Source organism: Streptomyces flaveolus, from assembly GCF_000716535.1.
GTDB classification, from domain to species: Bacteria; Actinomycetota; Actinomycetes; order Streptomycetales; family Streptomycetaceae; genus Streptomyces; species Streptomyces flaveolus_A.
The window spans coordinates 57,362-75,193 of record NZ_JNWV01000019.1 but is presented as its reverse complement, the minus strand read 5'-3'; the positions used below and the strand labels follow the sequence as shown (position 1 = coordinate 75,193).

The 17,832-nt window shown below is 74.9% G+C and carries 17 protein-coding genes; 6 read left to right on the top strand and 11 right to left on the bottom strand.

Features of this window, described 5'->3' with window-relative positions; genetic code table 11:
* Window positions 1-34: 34 nt before the first annotated feature.
* Window positions 35-277: a hypothetical protein gene (locus OO52_RS21110; protein WP_189814179.1), complete on the top strand. Its 243-nt coding sequence runs from the start codon at window positions 35-37 to the stop codon at window positions 275-277.
* 63 nt (window positions 278-340) lie between these two features.
* On the opposite strand, the gene OO52_RS21105 is transcribed toward OO52_RS21110, so the two are convergent.
* Both OO52_RS21105 and OO52_RS21100 read right to left on the bottom strand, forming a co-directional pair.
* A complete protein-coding gene (locus OO52_RS21105; protein WP_030645066.1) occupies window positions 341-1,741 on the bottom strand; it encodes an FAD-dependent oxidoreductase in 1,401 nt (466 codons plus the stop codon).
* Window positions 1,742-1,803: 62 nt separating this feature from the next.
* Entirely contained in the window at window positions 1,804-2,778 is a 975-nt protein-coding gene (locus OO52_RS21100; protein WP_030645059.1) for a DUF4349 domain-containing protein, read from the bottom strand.
* A gap of 157 nt (window positions 2,779-2,935) precedes the next feature.
* On the opposite strand from OO52_RS21100, the gene hemG reads away from it, so the two are divergent.
* Both hemG and hemQ read left to right on the top strand, forming a co-directional pair.
* Entirely contained in the window at window positions 2,936-4,405 is a 1,470-nt protein-coding gene (hemG, locus tag OO52_RS21095; protein WP_030645057.1) for a protoporphyrinogen oxidase, read from the top strand.
* 5 nt (window positions 4,406-4,410) lie between these two features.
* Window positions 4,411-5,142, top strand: coding sequence for a hydrogen peroxide-dependent heme synthase (hemQ, locus tag OO52_RS21090; RefSeq protein ID WP_030645055.1), 732 nt, complete (start codon window positions 4,411-4,413; stop codon window positions 5,140-5,142).
* A 59-nt stretch (window positions 5,143-5,201) separates the two neighbouring features.
* On the opposite strand, the gene OO52_RS21085 is transcribed toward hemQ, so the two are convergent.
* From OO52_RS21085 to OO52_RS21065, 5 genes are all read right to left on the bottom strand, one after another.
* Window positions 5,202-6,860 carry an alpha/beta hydrolase gene (locus tag OO52_RS21085; protein ID WP_030645053.1) on the bottom strand — a complete coding sequence of 553 codons (1,659 nt, stop codon included), beginning with the start codon at window positions 6,858-6,860 and terminating at the stop codon, window positions 5,202-5,204.
* A gap of 271 nt (window positions 6,861-7,131) precedes the next feature.
* The gene (locus OO52_RS21080; RefSeq protein ID WP_030645052.1) at window positions 7,132-7,911 is read right to left on the bottom strand and encodes a TIGR04222 domain-containing membrane protein; all 780 of its coding nucleotides are present in this window, start codon (window positions 7,909-7,911) and stop codon (window positions 7,132-7,134) included.
* 97 nt (window positions 7,912-8,008) lie between these two features.
* Window positions 8,009-8,818: a DUF4142 domain-containing protein gene (locus OO52_RS21075; RefSeq protein ID WP_030645049.1), complete on the bottom strand. Its 810-nt coding sequence runs from the start codon at window positions 8,816-8,818 to the stop codon at window positions 8,009-8,011.
* Window positions 8,819-9,056: 238 nt separating this feature from the next.
* A complete protein-coding gene (locus tag OO52_RS21070) occupies window positions 9,057-10,382 on the bottom strand; it encodes a DUF692 domain-containing protein (protein WP_030645048.1) in 1,326 nt (441 codons plus the stop codon).
* 127 nt (window positions 10,383-10,509) lie between these two features.
* The gene (locus tag OO52_RS21065) at window positions 10,510-11,229 is read right to left on the bottom strand and encodes an aminoacyl-tRNA hydrolase (protein WP_030645045.1); all 720 of its coding nucleotides are present in this window, start codon (window positions 11,227-11,229) and stop codon (window positions 10,510-10,512) included.
* Between the two features lie 146 nt (window positions 11,230-11,375).
* Between OO52_RS21065 and OO52_RS21060 the strand changes: the two genes are divergently transcribed.
* Genes OO52_RS21060 through OO52_RS21050 form a run of 3 tightly spaced genes read left to right on the top strand, consistent with a single transcriptional unit; the run spans window position 11,376 to window position 13,421 of the window.
* Window positions 11,376-11,816, top strand: coding sequence for a DUF6086 family protein (locus OO52_RS21060; protein ID WP_030645043.1), 441 nt, complete (start codon window positions 11,376-11,378; stop codon window positions 11,814-11,816).
* Window positions 11,817-11,871: 55 nt separating this feature from the next.
* Window positions 11,872-12,753, top strand: a complete 882-nt coding sequence (locus OO52_RS21055; RefSeq protein WP_030645040.1) for an ABC transporter ATP-binding protein — start codon at window positions 11,872-11,874, stop codon at window positions 12,751-12,753.
* A complete protein-coding gene (locus OO52_RS21050; RefSeq protein ID WP_030645038.1) occupies window positions 12,750-13,421 on the top strand; it encodes a hypothetical protein in 672 nt (223 codons plus the stop codon). Before OO52_RS21055 ends, OO52_RS21050 begins: the two co-directional genes overlap by 4 nt.
* Here OO52_RS21050 and OO52_RS21045 read toward each other — a convergent pair.
* From OO52_RS21045 to OO52_RS21030, 4 genes are all read right to left on the bottom strand, one after another.
* The gene (locus tag OO52_RS21045) at window positions 13,413-13,595 is read right to left on the bottom strand and encodes a hypothetical protein (protein ID WP_030645036.1); all 183 of its coding nucleotides are present in this window, start codon (window positions 13,593-13,595) and stop codon (window positions 13,413-13,415) included. The genes OO52_RS21050 and OO52_RS21045 overlap by 9 nt on opposite strands.
* Window positions 13,596-13,613: 18 nt before the next feature.
* A complete protein-coding gene (locus OO52_RS21040; RefSeq protein ID WP_030645034.1) occupies window positions 13,614-14,465 on the bottom strand; it encodes a polysaccharide deacetylase family protein in 852 nt (283 codons plus the stop codon).
* A gap of 96 nt (window positions 14,466-14,561) precedes the next feature.
* Window positions 14,562-16,085 carry an FAD-dependent oxidoreductase gene (locus OO52_RS21035; protein ID WP_030645032.1) on the bottom strand — a complete coding sequence of 508 codons (1,524 nt, stop codon included), beginning with the start codon at window positions 16,083-16,085 and terminating at the stop codon, window positions 14,562-14,564.
* Window positions 16,086-16,954: 869 nt separating this feature from the next.
* Window positions 16,955-17,812 carry a PPK2 family polyphosphate kinase gene (locus OO52_RS21030; protein WP_030645030.1) on the bottom strand — a complete coding sequence of 286 codons (858 nt, stop codon included), beginning with the start codon at window positions 17,810-17,812 and terminating at the stop codon, window positions 16,955-16,957.
* Between the last annotated feature and the right edge of the window lie 20 nt (window positions 17,813-17,832).

Below are 17,832 nucleotides of genomic sequence, written 5' to 3'. Positions count from 1 at the left end.
ACAGGCGATGACGAACGCTCCGCAGGTTTCGGCGATGCATGCTCTGCCCGACGGTGAGGCGGAGATCTCTCTGGTCGTACGGCTCCCCTGGGAGGACGTGGCGCGGCTCGGTCAGGAGGCGGGCCGGCTCGCCTCGCAGATGCAGCGGCCCGTGACGCTGGACGAGGCGGTGAGCTACCGGCTGCGGTCCACCCGCCCGCCGGCGTCCCACGCGAAGCCCTCCGGGGAGCAGCCGGCGGCGGTTTCGGCTCTGCCGCGGATCACCGGGACGGCTTAGGCCCACGGCGGGGCGCGGCGCCGGCGTGGCCGGTCGGGCGCTGCCCCGCGCCCCTTGGGCCGGTCAGCTCGCCCGTACCTTCGAGACGGCCTTCCGCGCCGCCACCAGGACGGGGTCCCACACCGGTGAGAACGGCGGGGCGTAGCCCAGGTCCAGGGCCGTCATCTGTTCCACCGTCATCTGCGCGGTCAGTGCCACCGCCGCGACGTCGACCCGCTTCGCCGCCCCCTCCCTGCCGACGATCTGCACGCCCAGCAACCGGCCCGTGCGGCACTCGGCGAGCATCTTGACCGTCATGGGGGCGGCACCGGGGTAGTAGCCGGCGCGGCTGGTCGACTCGATGGTGACCGTCTCGAAGCGGAGACCCACCCGGCGGGCGTCCTTCTCCCGCAGGCCGGTGCGGGCGATCTCCAGGTCGCAGACCTTGCTGACCGCCGTACCGACGACACCGGGGAACGTGGCGTAGCCGCCGCCGGCGTTGGTGCCGATGACCTGGCCGTGCTTGTTGGCGTGGGTGCCGAGCGGGACGTACTGCTCCTGCCCGGAGACCAGGTTCAGCACCTCCACGCAGTCGCCGCCCGCCCAGATGTTCTCGTGGCCGCGCACTCGCATCGCGAGGTCGGTGAGCAGGCCGCCGTGGGCGCCGAGCGGGAGGCCGGCCGCCCGCGCGAGGGCGGTCTCCGGGCGGACGCCGATGCCCAGGATCACCAGATCCGCCGGGTACTCGGCGTGCTCGGTGGCCACCGCGCGCACCCGGCCGTCGCCCCCGGTGAGGACCTTGGTGACCTCCGCGTTGTTCACCATGGTGATGCCTAGGCCCTGCATGGCCCGGTGCACCATCCGGCCCATGTCCGGGTCGAGCGTCGACATGGGCTCCTTGCCGCGGTTGACGACCGTCACCTCGAAGCCCCGGTTGATCAGCGCCTCGGCCATCTCGACGCCGATGTAGCCGGCCCCGACGACCACCGCCCTGCGGCCACGCGTGCGGGCCAGCGTGTCGAGCAGGGCCTGGCCGTCGTCCAGGGTCTGCACGCCGTGCACGCCGGGGGCGTCCACGCCGGGCAGGTCCGGACGGACCGGGCGGGCGCCGGTGGCGATGACGAGCCGGTCGTACGGCGTCCAGGACTCGGCGCCGGAATCGACGTCACGCGCGCGTACCCGCTGTCCCGGCACGTCGATCTCCGTGACCTCCGTGCGCAGCCGCAGATCGATCCCGCGCGCCCGGTGCTCCTCGGGCGTCCGGGCGATGAGCCGGTCCCGTTCGGGGACCTCGCCGCCCACCCAGTACGGGACGCCGCACGCCGAGAAGGAGGTGAAGTGGCCGCGCTCGAAGGCCACGATCTCCAGTTCATCGGGGCCCTTCAGCCGTCGGGCCTGCGACGCCGCGGACATGCCCGCGGCGTCGCCGCCGATCACGACCAGCCGTTCCCTGCCGTCGCTGCCCCGCCCACCGTTCACGCTCATGGGAACACGCTACGGGGCGCGGATCCTTCCGTCCCGGCCGACCCTTCTCGGCTCCGTCCGGCTCAGTCCCGGTCGCCCGGACCGGCCGCCCGCGCGGAGTCCGGTGCCGGACGGGCCGACGGCAGCGGGCCGAGCGCGGTCGTCGCGGGCGCGGGCTCCGCGCGGCGCGGCAGCCGGGGCCGTACGACCCGCAGCCACAGCGGCACCAGCAGCGCGGCGAGGGCCACGAACGGCAGGGCCGCACCGAGCGCCAGCGCGATCCAGCGCAGCACGTCGACGAACACGTGCCAGCCGCCCGCCAGCGCGTCCGTGAAGCCCGGCGAGTCGTCCGCCTGCCGCACCGGGGTCTCGGACAGCGACACGGTGATCGTGGCCAGACTCGTGCGGTCCTTCAGGGACGCCTGCCGGGCCAGCAGCGCCTCAAGATCGGCCTGGCGGCCGCTCAGCTCCCCCTCCAGGGCGACTACGTCGCTCAGCTTGGTCGCCTTCTCCATCAGCGCGCGGATCCTGGCCACGCTGGCCCGCTGCGACTTCACCCGGCTGTCCACGTCCACCACCTGGTCGGTGACGTCGGCCGCCTTGGCCGTGCGGTCGACCACCCGGCCCGTCCCCTGGAGGCCGGCGAGGACCTCGTCGTACTTCTCGGTGGGCACGCGCAGCACGACCCGGGTCTGCTCGTGCCCGTCGGTGTCCCGGCTCGTCGTCTCGTCGCCGACGTAACCACCCGCGTCCTCGGCGGCCGTCCGGGCCGCATCCAGGGCCTTGGGCACGTCCTCGACCTCGACGGTGAGGGACGCGGTGCGGATGATCGCGTTCGTGGTGAGCTTCGGCGTCCCGCGTGCGGCCGCGCCGTTGCCGGCCCTGCCGTTCCGTGCCGAACCGCCGGGGGCACCGGCCGCCTCGGCCTTGCTGTCCGAGGCGGCCTTCGAGGAGCCGCCCATGTCGTCGGCGCCCCCGCACCCGGCGAGCGCGAGGCAGGCGGCGAGCAGGACACCGGCCAGGGCCCGGCGGCGGCGTGCGGTGTGTGGTGTGCGCATGGGCGGTACCCCCGAGGGCTGTGGGCTGTGACGGTCCTTCGACGGCGGGCCGGGCGGGAACGTTCGACGGCGCCGGTTCCGATGCGGTCACGCTCCGGACTCGTCCCGGACACCGGCTCCCGGCGGGCGTGTCGGTGGGGTCTGAGAGAGTGGGGGCATGAGCGCAACGGGTACCAGCGCGCCGGGCGGGAGCCCGGGGCACGTCGTCGTCATCGGGGCCGGCATCGCCGGACTGGCCGCCGCGCACCGGCTGCTGGGGCGCGGGGCGCGGGTGACCGTGCTGGAGGCCGGCGACCGGGTCGGCGGCAAGCTGCTGCCCGGCGAGATCGCCGGCGTGCGGGTCGACCTGGGCGCCGAGTCCATGCTCGCCCGCCGCCCCGAGGCGGTGGCCCTCGCGCGCGAGGCCGGACTGGGCGAGCTGCTCCAGCCGCCCGCCACCGCGACCGCCTCGATCTGGACCCGGGGCGCCCTGCGCCCCATGCCCAAGGGCCATGTGATGGGCGTGCCCGGCACCGCCGCCGCCCTCCTGGGCGTCCTCTCGGACGAGGGCCTCGCCCGCATCGAGCGCGACGCCGACCTGCCCCGCACCGAGATCGGCGACGACGTGGCCGTGGGGGAGTACGTCGCGGCCCGGCTCGGCCGCGAGGTCGTCGACCGGCTCGTCGAACCCCTGCTCGGCGGGGTGTACGCGGGCGACGCCTACCGCATCTCGATGCGTTCCGCCGTCCCGCAGCTCTTCCAGGCCGCCCGCACCCACGCCTCCCTCACGGAGGGCGTCCGGGAGATCCAGGCCAAGGCCGCCGCGCAGCAGCAGACCGGGCCGGTCTTCATGGGCATCGCCGGCGGGGTCGGGCGGCTCCCGCTCGCCGTCGCCGACTCGGTGCGCGCGCGGGGCGGCGAGATCCTCACCGGCACGCCCGCGCGTGAACTGCGCCGGGAAGCGGCCGGCGGCTGGCGGATCACGGCCGGGGAGCGCGTGCTGCACGCCGACGCCGTGATCGTCGCCGTACCCGCCCCGGCCGCCGCCGCCCTGCTGCGGGCCGAGTCCCCGGGCGCCGCCGCCGAGCTGGCCGCCGTCGAGTACGCCTCGATGGCCCTGATCACCCTCGCCTACCGGCGCGCGGACCTGCGCCTGCCCGAGGGCAGCGGCTTCCTGGTGCCGCCCGTCGACGGCCGCACCATCAAGGCCTCCACCTTCGCCTCCCAGAAGTGGGGCTGGATCGCCGAGGAGGACCCGGACGTGGTGGTCCTGCGCACGTCCGTGGGCCGCCACGGCGAGACGGAGGTCCTCGGCCGGGACGACGCCGACCTGGTGGAGGTCTCCCGGCACGACCTGCGGGAGGCCACCGGCCTGGCCGCCGCACCCCTCCGGACCCGGGTCACCCGCTGGACCGACGGCCTGCCGCAGTACCCCGTCGGGCACCACGCGCGCGTGGCCCGCGTCCGGGAGCAGATCGCCAAGCTGCCGGGGCTCGCGGTCTGCGGCGCGCAGTACGACGGCGTCGGCATCCCGGCCTGCATCGCCGGCGCGTACGCGGCGGTCGACCAGCTCGGCGGCGACCTCTCCGGGGTCCGGGAGCTGACGGCCAACCCGGTGCAGAGCCTGCACGGCGGAGCGGGAGAATAGGGACCATGAGTGACGACGCCCCCACCACCGAGTCCGGCAGGATCCCGAACAAGGGCAAGCTGGCCAAGGACCTCAACGAGGTCATCCGCTACACCCTCTGGTCCGTCTTCAAGCTGAAGGACGTCCTCCCGGACGACCGCGCGGGATACGCCGACGAGGTCCAGGAGCTGTTCGACCAGCTCGCCGCCAAGGACGTGACGATCCGCGGCACCTACGACGTCTCCGGCCTGCGCGCCGACGCCGACCTCATGATCTGGTGGCACGCCGAGACCAGCGACCAGCTCCAGGAGGCGTACAACCTCTTCCGCCGCACCAGGCTGGGCCGCGCGCTGGAGCCGGTGTGGTCGAACATGGCGCTGCACCGCCCCGCCGAGTTCAACCGCTCGCACATCCCGGCGTTCCTCGCCGACGAGACGCCCCGCAACTACGTCAGCGTCTACCCGTTCGTGCGCTCCTACGACTGGTACCTGCTGCCCGACGAGGACCGCCGCCGCATGCTCGCCGACCACGGCAAGATGGCCCGCGGCTACCCGGACGTGCGCGCCAACACGGTCGCCTCGTTCTCCCTCGGCGACTACGAGTGGATCCTGGCCTTCGAGGCCGACGAGCTGTACCGCATCGTCGACCTCATGCGCCATCTGCGCGCCTCCGAGGCCCGGATGCACGTCCGCGAGGAGGTCCCGTTCTTCACGGGCCGCCGCAAGGACATCGGCGAACTGGTGGCGGGCCTCGCCTGACGGTGCCCCGAAGCGGCGCGGGGCTGTGCCGATGTGCGGCTCCGCCGCGTGCGCGCGGCCTAACGCCGCTCGCCCTTGCCCTTGAGGGCGTCCCGCCGAACCCCCTTGTCGGCCGGACCGCCGGAGGCGACCGGTTCGGGGCGCGGCGCGCACGACGCGTGCCGCGCCGGGACACGGCCCTCCAGCAGGTACGCCTCCAGGTACCCGTTGACGCACCTGTTGGGCCCGCCCCCGACACCGTGCGTGCCCGCGTCCCGCTCGGTCACCAGCACCGAGCCGGCCAGCCGCCGGTTCATCTCCAGCGCGCCCTGGTACGGAGCGGCGGCGTCCCGCTCGGCCGCCAGGATCAGCACCGGCGACAGCTCACCGAGCCCGGTCCGCACGTCCAGCGGCCGCTGCCGGGGCGCCGGCCAGTAGGCGCACGGCAGGTTCATCCACGCGTTGTCCCAGGTCTCGAAGGGCGCCACCCGGGCGAGCCGGGTGTTGTCGCGGTCCCACACCGCCCAGTCCGTCGGCCAGGGCGCGTCGTTGCATTCCACGGCCGTGTACACCGCGCTGCTGTTCTCCGCCTCGGCGGCGCTCTCCGGGCTCGGTGTGGCCAGCCGGACCAGCGGTCCGGGGTCGCCGTGCAGGTACGCCGAGAGCGCCGCCGCGCGGCTCGGCCAGAAGTCGTCGTAGTACCCGGCCGTCAGGAACACGTTCTGGAGCTGGCCCGGACCGACCTTCCCGTCCGCCGCCTTCCCGGCCAGCCGTTCGCGCGCGGTGTCGTAGCTGCGCTGCACCCGAGCGGGCGTGGCACCGAGCCCGTAGACGTCGTCGTGCCGGGCGATCCAGTCACGGAAGTCCGCCCAGCGCTCCTCGAACGCCACCGACTGGTCCAGGTTGCTGCGGTACCAGATCTTCTGCGGGTCCGGGTTCACCGCCGAGTCCAGCACCATGCGCCGCACGTGGGAGGGGAACATGGTCGCGTACAGCGCGCCGAAGTAGGTGCCGTACGACGCCCCCATGAAGGTCAGCCGGTCCTCGCCCAGAGCGGCCCGCAGGACGTCCAGGTCACGGGCGTTGTTGAGCGAGTTGTAGAACCGCAGCCCGCTTCCGGACCGCTGGGCGCAGCCGCGCGCGTACGCCCGTGCCTGCGCGATGCGCTGCCGCTTGTACGCCTCCGACGGATGCGTCGGTGACGCGGTCGGCGCCTTGAAGAAGTGCTTCGGGTCCTCGCAGGACAGCGGCGCCGACCGGCCCACTCCGCGCGGGGCGTAGCCGACGAGGTCGTAGGCGGCGGCGATCCGCTGCCACGCCGGGATCGTGCCGATCAGCGGGAAGTACATGCCGGAGGCGCCGGGGCCGCCCGGGTTGAAGACCAGGGCGCCCTGCCGGGGGACCCTCCGCTTGCTGTTGCGCGGGTCCTTGTGGGTGGCCTGGGCGCGGCTGACGGTCAGCCGGATCCGCTTGCCGTTCGGGTGGGCGTAGTCCAACGGGACGCTCACCGTGCCGCACCGCACACCGGCCGGCGCCTCCGGGACGTCCGCGGCGGAGCACGGACCGAAGTCGATCCCGGCCGCCCGGGCGCGGGCCACGGCCACCGCGGTGCCGCGCAGTTCGGCCGCGCCGGGGGCGCCCGGGGCGTCGGGGGTACCGGGCGTGCCGCCCGCCGGGGCCGCGGCCAGGGTGGTCAGGAGCAAGGAACCGGCGGCCGAGTAGAGGGCGGCAGCTTTCATCGCGTATCCCTTCGGTGCGCGGCGGCGATGGCACGGCTGCCACGGCCCGGCGACGACAGAAGGGATATTTCGGGCGGTCGTGGGGGAAGGCAAGCACCGTCGGGCCGGTGTCGGCCCCAATGCCCCCTGTGCGCCCCCGGAAGCCGCCCGTTCCGCGGGTTCCTGCAGAAGTCGAGCAGGTCGCGGTCCGACGGCCACCGCCGGGTGGCGTACCGCAGGGTGCCGGCTGCCGGCGGCCGCTCGCCGGGGCGGTCCAGCTCCACCGCGGGCCTCACTCCCGCCAGGGCTGGTCGCGGTGGGTGAAGGCCGCGCGCAGCTCCGGTTCGCCTATCGCGCGGATGCCGCGTACGGCGACGGAGGTGAGGAACGACCGCTCGTCACCGGCCGGCTCGCCGGCCAGCGCGCTCAGCAGCCGCTGCCCGGCCGGGGAGGCCCAGGGCGAGTACGGGTGCACTTCGAACCGGGCGATGGCCAGACAGCTCAGGGCCAGCGTGAGGGGCAGGGCGAACCACAGGCCCACCAGCAGGCGGGGCGTCCCGGTCTGGACGGGCAGGAGCAGCGCGGTCACGCCCAGGGCGGCCACGGCGAGCACGGAGGCCCGCACGTGGCGCACGGCGGCCCCCACGGTCGTCCCCGTGCCCTCGGGCACCGCGAGGCCCGCGCGGACCAGCCCCTCGGCCAGCCTGCGCACGGCCTCCGCGCCGGCCGCCCGCGCCCGTACCGGTGCGATCCGGGACTGCCCCTCCGGTCCTATGGCCCCTATGACGGACCGCTCCATCTCGTCGCGCCCCCGCGGGTCCACGACCGTGGCCCAGCCGGTGTGCGCGAGCAGCAGCCGACGCTGGCGGGCCATGGCGACCAGGGTCACGTCGGCGACCCGCGCGGGGCCGCCGGAGAGGAAGGCCGCCTCGTACAGCGTCAGATCACGCTCCCCGTCCGTCGGCGTGTCACGTACGTCCGCGGCTGCCGCGCGGAGGGCCGCCAGGCACAGCCGGGTGCAGGCCGTACCGGCGAAAGCCCAGGCCAGGAGCAGGAGAAGGACCCAGAACATGACGTGTTTCTATGCCAGGGGACTGGGCGGACGCCATGCCCTTTCCACGATCCGGACGCAGTGTTGCCGGTATGTGACGTTCCGCTTTCCGGGCTGGTCAGGGGCCGCTCGTGGCCGGCGGCGGGCTGCTGGTGGCGGGCGGCAGCGAGACGGTCTGGCCGGGCGAGGTCCGGCCCTGCGACGCCTGGTCCGGTGACGGTTCGACCGGTACGGCGGCGCTCGGATCGACCGCCGGCGGGGTCGGCACCGGGGAGGCGGGGGCCGCGAGGTCCTCGGCCAGTGCGGCGAAGTCGACGTACCCGGTCGCCTCCAGGACCTTGATGTGGTCCAGGACGGTCGCGTTGGCGTCGTCGGCGAGGTCGCGGACCAGGGAGTTCTGGGTGCCCGCCCGGATCTGCGCGACCAGGGAGAACACCCGGCCGTGCGCGAGCCGGAGGAGGCCGGCGAACTGGCGGTCGAAGTCCTGGCCCTTGGCCGTGTCCAGGGTGGCGAGCCACTGCCTCTGCTGCTCGTTCGGCTCGTTGGGCAGGGTGATGCCGAGCTGGGTGGCCACCGTCCGCACGTGCGCGTCGAGGGAGGTGTGGCCGTCGACGAGGTGCTGGCCGGCCGTACGGACGGCGGGGGTGGTCCCCTTCCGCTGCGCCAGCTCCCCGGCGGGCAGCTCCCACAGCCCGGCCAGCCGGACCTTGGTGACGAAGTCCCGGTCCTGCGCGGACAGCGGGCCGTACGGCGTCGTCACCGTCCGCGTGCTCAGCACGCTCGCGCTCGCCGGGTCGTCCTGCCGGTCTGCGTACGACCACAGCGGGACGAGCAGCGCGACGACGGTCGCCGCCAGGGCGGTGACGATGAGCCCGGTGCCGCTGAATATGCCTCGGCCGTTGATCGGGGGTCGCGGTCGCGGTCGCATGGTGCCTCCTGCACCGCACGCCGGTGTGTGCTTGGGGGTGGGTGCGGGGTTGGCATCTTACTGGGGGGCTGGGAGGGCTCTTCGGGCGCGGGTGCGCGGTGGCGGTGCGCGGTGCCGGAGGGCTGGTGTGGTCCGCCGGCGGCTGCGGGTGCGTCGTGGCTGGTCGCGTGGTTCCCCGCGCCTCCGGGGAGCCGCGCGTGCCGTCGGCCGTCGAGGCGCCGTAGCCGCTCGGCGGATCTCAGACGCGGCGTCGCAGCACCCGGTCCACGAGACCCCGCTTCCGTGGTGCCGGGCCCGCTCGGTCCAGCCACCAGTCCCGCAGCTCGCGCCGCACCCCCGCGTCCCCCGGCCGCCCCAGCTTCAGCAGGTGCCCGGCGAAGTCCAGCGCGTCCAGCCGGTAGCCTCCCCGCATCGGCCGCTGCCGGGCGTACTCCAGGAACGCCTCCCGGTACCCCGCCCCCAAAATCACCGGCAGCTCGGGCGCCACCTTCGCCACGACCCCCGCCCGCTTCGCCGCGAGCGCCCGCGCCTGCACCCCCATCCGCACCCGGTCGAACCCCTCCGGCACCGGCGTCCCCGCCACCAGGGACGACAACACGGCGGCCTGCGCGACCCCGACCCGCTCCCGCACGCCGGCCACCGGCTCCGCCACCGGCCGCGCCAGGACACCGACGCCCCCCGCTGCCGCGCCCCCGAGGGCCGGCACCTCCGCCGTACCCGCCACCGCACGCTCCGCCGCGCGCCCGGCCGCCACCGCCTCCCGGATCGCCCCCAGCTCCCGCTCCAGTTCCGCCGGTTCGGGGAAGTTCTCGTCCCGCTCCAGGAGCACCCCCGGCGGCGCGACCCGGGCGGCGAGGCCGGTCAGGATGTCGAGGACCGGACGCGGTACGGGATGCGCGTGGCTGTCGTGCCAGACGCCGTCGCGCTCGAAGCCGCCCGCGACGTGCACGTAGGCGATCGCCTCGAGGGGCAGCGCGGCCAGCGCCTCGGCGGGGTCCTCGCCCCGGTTGACGTGGTTGGTGTGCAGGTTGGCCACGTCGATCAGCAGCCGTACGCCGGTCCGCTCGACCAGCTCGGACAGGAACTGGCCCTCGGTCAGCTCCTCACCCGGCCAGGAGAACAGCGCGGCGATGTTCTCCAGGGCCAGCGGCACCGGCAGCGCGTCCTGCGCGATGCGGACGTTCTCGCACAGCACGTCCAGCGCGTCCCGGGTGCGCGGCACGGGCAGCAGATGGCCGGCCTCCAGGAGCGGGGAGGCGGTGAGCGCGCCGCCCGCCCGGACGTAGGCGATGTGCTCGGTGACCAGCGGTGAGCCGAGTGCCTCCGCCCGCTCGGCGAGCGCCGTCAGCCGTCCCTCGTCGGGCCGGTCCGCGCCGCCGAGACCGAGGGAGACGCCGTGCGGGACCACCGTCACACCGCGCTCGCGCAGCCGCAGCAGCGCATCCGGCAGGTGCCCGGGGCAGACGTTCTCCGCCACGACCTCCACCCAGTCGATGCCGGGCATGCGCTCCACGGCGTCCGCGATCTCCGGCCGCCATCCGATCCCGGTCCCCAGTCGCCGCATGGTCTTCCCCCTCCTCGGCCCGTGCTGCTGCGTCGAGTGACGGGGATATGGCCCCGGCGACCGCCGCCGAACCCCCCTCTTGTCGCGTTCAGAGCAACATTTGAGGTTGCGGCGGCCCGCTCCCCGGTCAGCGCAAGGCCGGGTGTTCCGCCACCACGGTGCAGGAGCCCGGGGCGATCTCCGTGAAGCCGGCGTCGCGGACCACGGGCAGGCCGCTCGTGGTCAGGCGGGGCCAGTCGGCCGCGGTGGCTGTGCGGACGGAGAGGGGGAAGCCGGCGTCGCGCCAGGCGGTGCGGGCGGTGTCCGGCAGGGCCCACCAGGCCAGTTGGGCGCCGTGGCCGGCCTGGGCCATCGCCTTGCCGGCCGACATCTCCAGGTCCGGGTTCAGCCAGAGCACGGTCCGGCCGGCCGGGTCGGCGGGAACCGGCGGTTCGGGGTCCTCCAGCTCGGTGCCCGACACCTGGAGCTTCGCCAGGTCCTTCGGCCAGCCGTCCAGCGGGATCGGCGGGAAGACCCGGACCTCGGCGGAGGTGCCGGTCACGGTGATCCCGGGCAGCGCCTCGGCGCGCCGCCACTCGGCGCCCCGGGCCCGTCGGACCACCTTCCGGATCCGGGCGTCCTCCCAGTCGCGTACCGCCTCGGCCCACTCGCCGTCGCCGTGCGCCCGCTCGTCGCCTAGCAGGGTCAGGACGGCCCGGGAGGCCGTCTCCAGCGCGTCGGTACGGCCCGGCGGGGCGTTCCGCTCGATCCGTACCACGAGCGGCAGGACGAACTGGGGGGCCTCGTCGCGCGGATCGCGTGCGGGCTGGACGGGACTGTCGGCGGTGGGGGCGGGAACGTGGCTCACGGGAGCCCAGCCTACGAAGCCCCGGGCGGACCGATCAACGCGCGGGCCGGGCGAGGGACCCGCGCGGAAAATTCCGGCGGCGCCGGTGAACCGGCTGGCTACGCTCACCCCTCTTGATCGACCGAGGGGACTGGAGGGGGAGCGCCATGAGTCAGTACTTCGACGTCGGGGACGAGACGCTGTGGAATCCGTCCAACGGGGCCGCCCGGCTCTTCCTGCGGCAGGTGGAGGTCTTCGAGGCCGAACTGGGGCTGCCGTCCGGCATCGGGCCGATGCGGAACGACGAGTGTCAGATCGATCCGGCCGCCTTCGGCGTCTTCGTGCACGCCCTGCTCACCCGGCACCGGCGGACCGGCCACACCGTCGTCCTGGCCCTGTCCGAAGGCTTCGTCGGCACCGTCGTCGCCCTCGCCCAGCGCGCCGGGACCCACATCGACTGGGGCCTGCTCGAGGCCTTCCCGGACGGTCCGCAGTCCGACGTGCAGGTCTCGGCCGCCGGGGTGTCCGCCCCGCCGCGGGACGGGGGAGCCTGGGCCGCGGCGGTGCGTGCCAGGGCGGCCGGGCTGAGCCGGGGCATGGCCCGCTGAGCGCCGTACCGGAACGGCCTCCGGGCCGGACACTCCTGCAACAGAATGACCTTCCATGCACAGTGACCTCCGCCTGACCGCCGTGGGCCGCCGCTACGGCATCCGCGGCCCCTGGGTGCTCCGAGGCGTCGACCTCGTCCTCGCCCCCGGCACGCTCACCCGGATCCAGGGGGCGAACGGCACCGGGAAGTCCACCCTGCTCCGGCTGCTCGCCCGGCTCGACGCACCCAGCGAGGGCCGGATCAGCGGCCGCCCGCGCACGGCGTACGTGCCGGAACGGTTCCCGCCCGCCCTGCCCTTCACGGCCGCCGGTTATCTGACCCACCTCGGCACCGTCCACGGCCTCGACCGCAAGGCCGCCGCCCGCGCCGCTGACACCTGGCTGGAGCGGTTCGGCGCGGGCGCGTACGCCGGTACGCCGATGGCACGGCTGTCCAAGGGCGGCAGCCAGAAGGTCGCCGTGGCCCAGGCCCTGCTCGGCGACCCGGAGCTGCTGGTGCTGGACGAGGCCTGGACCGGCCTCGACGCGGCGGCGCGGGCCGAGCTGGAGCGGGTGGTGGCCGAGCGGACGGCCGCCGGGGGTGCCGTGGTGTTCGTGGACCACGACCCGCGCCGGCTCGCGGGGGCCCCGGACGCCACCTACACGCTGGCCGACGGGGGACTGCGACGCCGTACCGGCCCCCCGAGCGCGCCGACCGGACCGGTCACGCTCGTCACCGTGCGGGGGGCGCCGGGCGGGCAACTGCCGCCGGACGCGGTGCGGATCGCCGTGTCCACCGAGGAGACCGCCCCCGGCAGCCACCGGCTCGCCGTCCCCGCCACCCGCTCCGACGTCCTGCTGCGCACCCTGCTCACGGCCGACCCGCCCTGGCACGTGGTCCGCGTCGCCCCACCGACCCCCGACCCGCTGTCCCCCGACTCCGGAAGCCGCCCATGACCGCGCTCCTGCGCTACCAGGCCGACCTGCTGCTGCGCTCCCAGCGCTGGCTGCCGCCGGTGATCCTGTACGTCGCGTTCCTGGGCGTCGGCGTGCAGAGCGGCCAGCCGGTGCTGGACTCGCTCGGCTACACGGCCGCCGGTCTGCTGCCGGTGGCCGCCTGGCTGGTACGGATCTGTGTCACCGCCGAGCCGCCCGCGGCCCGCGCCTGCGTCGCCGCCGCCCGTGGGCCCGCCCGGGCACACCTCGCCTGCCTGCTCACCGCGCTGCTCGTGGCCGTGCTGCTCGGGGTGGCGGCCACCGTGGTGGTGACGCTGATCAGCGACCCGGCGAGCAACGGCCACCGGGTCCACGTACCCCGGCTCCGGGCCGCCGCCGCGGGGCTGCCGGCCACCCTCGCCTGCGCCCTGCTCGGCACGGCCGTCGGCGCGCTCACCAACCGGCCGGTGCTGCGTGCGCGAGGGCGTGCGGTGCCGGCGATGCTGCTGGGCGCGCTGCTGGCGGTGGTGCTGGCCGGTTCCCCGGCGCAGGCGGCGGTCAGCGGTCTGGTCCTCGGTTCGCAGACGGGCCGGGCACCGGTGCCGCTGCTGCCGCTGGCGGGCGCGGCCCTGCTCACGGCGGGAGCCTTCGCCGCGACCGGCCGGCTCGTCTCGCGTCGCTCAACCTGAGCAGGCCGTGCGCTGTGCCTCCTGCCATTCGCAGACGGGGCACAGCGTGATGCCCTTGTACGACTCCGGGTACTCCGTCGGTTCCCGGCACAGCACACACTCCGCGTACGGCGGTCCCGCGGCCTTGGCCGGCTTCACCGCGTCGACGATCGTGCAGTAGTCCTCGTCGCTCATGCCTTCAGCGTAGGACGGTCAGCGGGGTTCGCCGCTCTGGCCGATCAGTTCGGAGACCTTCACGAACCGGTAGCCGCGTGCGCGCAGCTCCGGCACGACCGTGCGGACGACCCGCTCGGTCGTCGGGGCGGCGCTGCGGGTGCAGTGCATGACGACCACCGAGCCCGGCTTCACCCCGTCGAGCACCTGCTCGACCACCGCGTCGGCGTCCGTGGCGAACGCGTCCCCGCTGACCACGTCCCACTGCACCGCGGTCACCCCGAGCCCGCTCAGCGCGCGCAGCGCCCGCTGGTCGTAACAGCCGCCGGGGAAGCGGAAGTACGGCATCGCGTGGGGCACGCCGGCCGCGCGGAGGGAGGCGTACGCCCGCTGGACCTCCGCCCGCATGGCGCCGGCGTCGGCGTCGACGGTCGGCAGGCCGTAGCAGTCGGCGGTGAAGGCGTAGTGGCTCCAGGAGTGGTTGGCCACCTCGAACTGCGGGTCGTCGCCCAGGGCGCGGGCCTCGGCCGGGTACTGGTCGGCCCACCGGCCGGTCATGAAGACGGTCGCCGGCACCTTCAGCGTGCGCAGGGCGTTGATCAGCCCCGGGTTGTCGAAGTGCTCGCCGGAGGCCGCGCGGGGCCCCTGGTCGGCGGTCATGTCGGCGTCGAAGGTGAGCGCGACGGTCTTGCCCCGGGTGCGCGGTCCGTGCTCGAAGACCGGGGTCAGCCCGCCGGGGCCCGGCGCGAGGACGGGTGGACGGGTGGGGGAAGGGGGCGCGGAGACGCGGGAGGGGGGCGGGGCGGGCCGCTCACCGCCCGCGGTACCGCAGGCGGTGAGCGCCGGGCCCAGGAGGCAGGCGGCGGTGATGCAGCGTACTCGTGGGATCACGGTCCGAACATAAAGCTGAATGTCCGATTATGTGATTAATTCGACCCGCGACACGGCGGTACGGTCACCCGTGCGGCGGCGGTTCCCTGCGTTCCGTCACTCCAGCGGGCGTTGCTCCAGCGGTTTGACCGCCGGGCCCTGGATCACCGTGCCGTCCACGGCGAAACGTGAGCCGTGACAGGGGCACTCCCAGGCGCGCTCCGCGCGGTTGAACGCGACCAGGCAGCCGAGGTGGGTGCAGCGGGCCGACACGGCGTGCAGGGCGCCGTCCTCGTCGCGGTGGACCGCGAGCCGTTCACCGCCGGACCGGACCAGCGCGCCGTCGCCCGGCGCCAGGTCGTCCACCGAGCCCGGCGGTTTGAGCCGGTCGCCGACGAAGTGCCGGGCCACCTCGGCCTGGGTCTTCAGCAACGACGGAGCCTCGCGCACCACCGACTTCAGCCGGCGCGGGTCGTACAGCTCCTGCCAGGCGCGGTCCCGGCCCGTGATCAGCGCGCTCAGCAGCAGCCCGGCCATGATGCCGCTGCTCAGGCCCCAGCCGCCGAAGCCGGTGGCGACATAGGCGTGCCGGGCGCCGGGGTGCAGGGGGCCGACCAGCGGGACGGTGTCGGTGGACTCGTTGTCCTGCGTGGCCCAGGCGTGGTCCAGCCGCACCCCCGGGAAGTGCACCTCGGCCCAGCCGGCCAGCCGCTCGAAGCCCGCCTGCGGATCGCCGGTGCCGGGCGTGAAGTGCTCACCGGTGACGACCAGCATCCGCTGTCCGTCCGGCCCGTACGGCGCCGTGCGCACCGAGCGGGTGTTCTCGTCCGGCGTGATGTACATGCCGTGCGGGTCAGGTCCGTCGCCCAGCGGCCCGGCGACGACGAGTTCCCGGCGCGGGGAGAGCCGGGTGAACAGCAGGGCGCGGTCGAACACCGGATAGTGGGTGGCGACCACGACGTCCCGGGCCGTCACCGTGGCGCCGGCCTCCGTCGTCAGCCGGCACGGTTCGCCCTCCGTCAGACCCGTGACCCGCGTCCGCTCGTACACCTCGCCGCCGCGCGCGAGCAGATCGGCGGTGACCGCCCGCAGGTACTTGACCGGGTGGAACTGCGCCTGCCCGGTCACCCGGACCGCGCCCGCCACCGGGAAGGGCAGCCCGGTCTCCGTGGTGAACACGGCCGGCAGCCCCGCCTCCCGGGCCGCCTCGGCCTCCGCGCGCACCTCGTCCACCCGCGAGCGGTCCCGGACGTAGGTGTAGGCGTCCCGGGTCTCCCACTCGCAGTCGATGCCCAGCTCGGCCGTCAGCGCCGCCGCGTGTTCGATCGCCTCCGACTGCGAACGGGCGTACAGCCGCGCGCCCTCCGCTCCCCGGGTGCGCCGGAGCCGGTCGTAGACCAAGGTGTGCTGGGCGGTCAGCTTGGCCGTGGTGTAGCCGGTGACGCCGGCCGCGACCCGCCCGGCCTCCAGCACCGCCACCCGCCGCCCGGCCCGGGCGAGCTCATAGGCGGTGCTCAGCCCGGCGATGCCCGCGCCCACGACGGCCACGTCCACGTCGAGATCCCCGTCCAGGGCGGGATGGGACGGCCCCGGGGCGGTCCGCAGCCAGTACGAATCGGTGACCTTCCGCTGTTCGTGCATGCCCGCCGGGTACCCCGACCACCCCGGCTCACGTCTGGCCTCCGCCGCTCGGCCCGCCTGCGCGGTAATCCCGGCCGGGCTCGCGTCGACTTGCGCCGGAATCCCGGCCTGGCTCACGTCTGCCTGAGCCGAATGCCGGCCCGGCTGCGCGGGGCACCCGGCCGGGCTCGCGTCGGCTTGCGCCGGAATCCCGGCCTGGCTCACGTCTGCCTGAGCCGAATGCCGGCCTGGCTGCGCGGGGCACCTGGCCGGGCATGCGTCGGCTTGCGCCGGAATCCCGGCCTGGCTCACGTCTGCCTGAGCCGAATGCCGGCCCGGCTGATGTCTGCCTGCGCCACCCGGCCCGCCTGCGCCGGAATCTCCTGCGCCGGAATCCCGGCCGGGCGCGCGTCTGCCTGCGCCGGAATCCCGTACCGGCTGAATGTCTGCCTCCGCCGCTCGGCCCGCCTGCTGGAAACCCAGCCTGGCTTGCGTCGGCCTGCTCGGAATCCCGGCCGGCTCCCGTCTGCCTGCGCCGAATCCCGGCCCGGCTGATGTCTGCCTCCGCCGCTCGGCTGGCTTGCGCGCGGGAAACCCACCCGGGCTCGCGTCGGCCTCCGCCGGAACCCCGCGCCGGCTCACGTCTGCCTCCGCCGCCCCGCCCGCCCCGGCGCCCGTCCGCCTGCCCTCGAACCTCGCCCCTGCTCACGTCCGCCCTGCCCCGGAACCCCGCCCCTGCTCACGTCCGCCTGCGCCGGAGCCCCGCTCAAACACCCCGCTCCGGCTGACATCCGCCCGCCGGAGCCCCCCCGCTCAAACACCCCGCTCCGGCTGACATCCGCCCGCCGGAGCCCCCCGGCTGACGTCCGCCCGGGCCGGACGGCGCCCGCTCACGTCTGCTTCAGCAGCCGCTCCCGGCACTCCGCCGCGTCGAAGTGCGCCTCCGGATACCGCGGGTCCAGCTCCCGCAGCCGCTCCAGCAGCAGCCGGCTGATGGCCCAGTTGCGGTACCACTTGCGGTCCGCCGGGACCAGGTACCAGGGCGCGTACGGTGCCGCGCAGCGCTCCAGGGCCAGTTCATACGCCTTCTGGTAGTCGGGCCACAGGGTGCGTTCGTCGATGTCACCGGGGTCGAACTTCCAGTGCTTGTCGGGGCGGTCCAGGCGGCGCAGCAGACGGCGCCGCTGCTCGTCGTAGGAGAGGTGCAGGAAGCATTTGACGAGGGTGACGCCGTCCTCGGCGAGGGAGCGCTCGAAGTCGTTGATCAGACCGTAGCGGCTGCCGATCTCGGCCGGCCGGGCGAGATGCCGGACCCGGGCGATCAGCACGTCCTCGTAGTGCGAGCGGTCGAAGATGCCGATCTCGCCCGGCTCGGGCAGCGCCCGCCGCACCCGCCAGAGGAAGTCGTGCCGCCGCTCCTCCTCCGTGGGCGCCTTGAACGCCGTGATCCGGCACCCCGACGGGTTGAGCTGGCCGATCACGTGCTTGACCGTGCCGCCCTTGCCGCTGGTGTCCATGCCCTGGAGGACCAGCAGCACCCGGCGGCGGTCACCCGCGGTGGCCGCCGCCCACAGCCGTTCCTGAAGCCGGGCGAGCTGCTTGCCCATGCGGTCCGCGTCCGCCCCCGCCGCCCGCTTGCCGCCCGGGGCTGCGGGGGTGGCCCGGGCGTCGTACCGGGACAGGTCGACCCGTTCGCCCGGTGGCAGCCGCAGCAGTTCCTGGAGCTTCCTGGCCGGCTCGTTGCGCACACACGCTCCTTCCGTCCGGG

What these genes read in the sequence shown, in the direction of transcription:
- OO52_RS21110 (WP_189814179.1), top strand. Translation starts at nt 35, where the DNA reads ATGCATGCTCTGCCCGACGGTGAGGCGGAGATCTCTCTGGTCGTACGG.
- OO52_RS21105 (WP_030645066.1), bottom strand. Translation starts at nt 1,741, where the DNA reads ATGAGCGTGAACGGTGGGCGGGGCAGCGACGGCAGGGAACGGCTGGTC.
- OO52_RS21100 (WP_030645059.1), bottom strand. Translation starts at nt 2,778, where the DNA reads ATGCGCACACCACACACCGCACGCCGCCGCCGGGCCCTGGCCGGTGTC.
- hemG (WP_030645057.1), top strand. Translation starts at nt 2,936, where the DNA reads ATGAGCGCAACGGGTACCAGCGCGCCGGGCGGGAGCCCGGGGCACGTC.
- hemQ (WP_030645055.1), top strand. Translation starts at nt 4,411, where the DNA reads ATGAGTGACGACGCCCCCACCACCGAGTCCGGCAGGATCCCGAACAAG.
- OO52_RS21085 (WP_030645053.1), bottom strand. Translation starts at nt 6,860, where the DNA reads ATGAAAGCTGCCGCCCTCTACTCGGCCGCCGGTTCCTTGCTCCTGACC.
- OO52_RS21080 (WP_030645052.1), bottom strand. Translation starts at nt 7,911, where the DNA reads ATGTTCTGGGTCCTTCTCCTGCTCCTGGCCTGGGCTTTCGCCGGTACG.
- OO52_RS21075 (WP_030645049.1), bottom strand. Translation starts at nt 8,818, where the DNA reads ATGCGACCGCGACCGCGACCCCCGATCAACGGCCGAGGCATATTCAGC.
- OO52_RS21070 (WP_030645048.1), bottom strand. Translation starts at nt 10,382, where the DNA reads ATGCGGCGACTGGGGACCGGGATCGGATGGCGGCCGGAGATCGCGGAC.
- OO52_RS21060 (WP_030645043.1), top strand. Translation starts at nt 11,376, where the DNA reads ATGAGTCAGTACTTCGACGTCGGGGACGAGACGCTGTGGAATCCGTCC.
- OO52_RS21055 (WP_030645040.1), top strand. Translation starts at nt 11,872, where the DNA reads ATGCACAGTGACCTCCGCCTGACCGCCGTGGGCCGCCGCTACGGCATC.
- OO52_RS21050 (WP_030645038.1), top strand. Translation starts at nt 12,750, where the DNA reads ATGACCGCGCTCCTGCGCTACCAGGCCGACCTGCTGCTGCGCTCCCAG.
- OO52_RS21045 (WP_030645036.1), bottom strand. Translation starts at nt 13,595, where the DNA reads ATGAGCGACGAGGACTACTGCACGATCGTCGACGCGGTGAAGCCGGCC.
- OO52_RS21035 (WP_030645032.1), bottom strand. Translation starts at nt 16,085, where the DNA reads ATGCACGAACAGCGGAAGGTCACCGATTCGTACTGGCTGCGGACCGCC.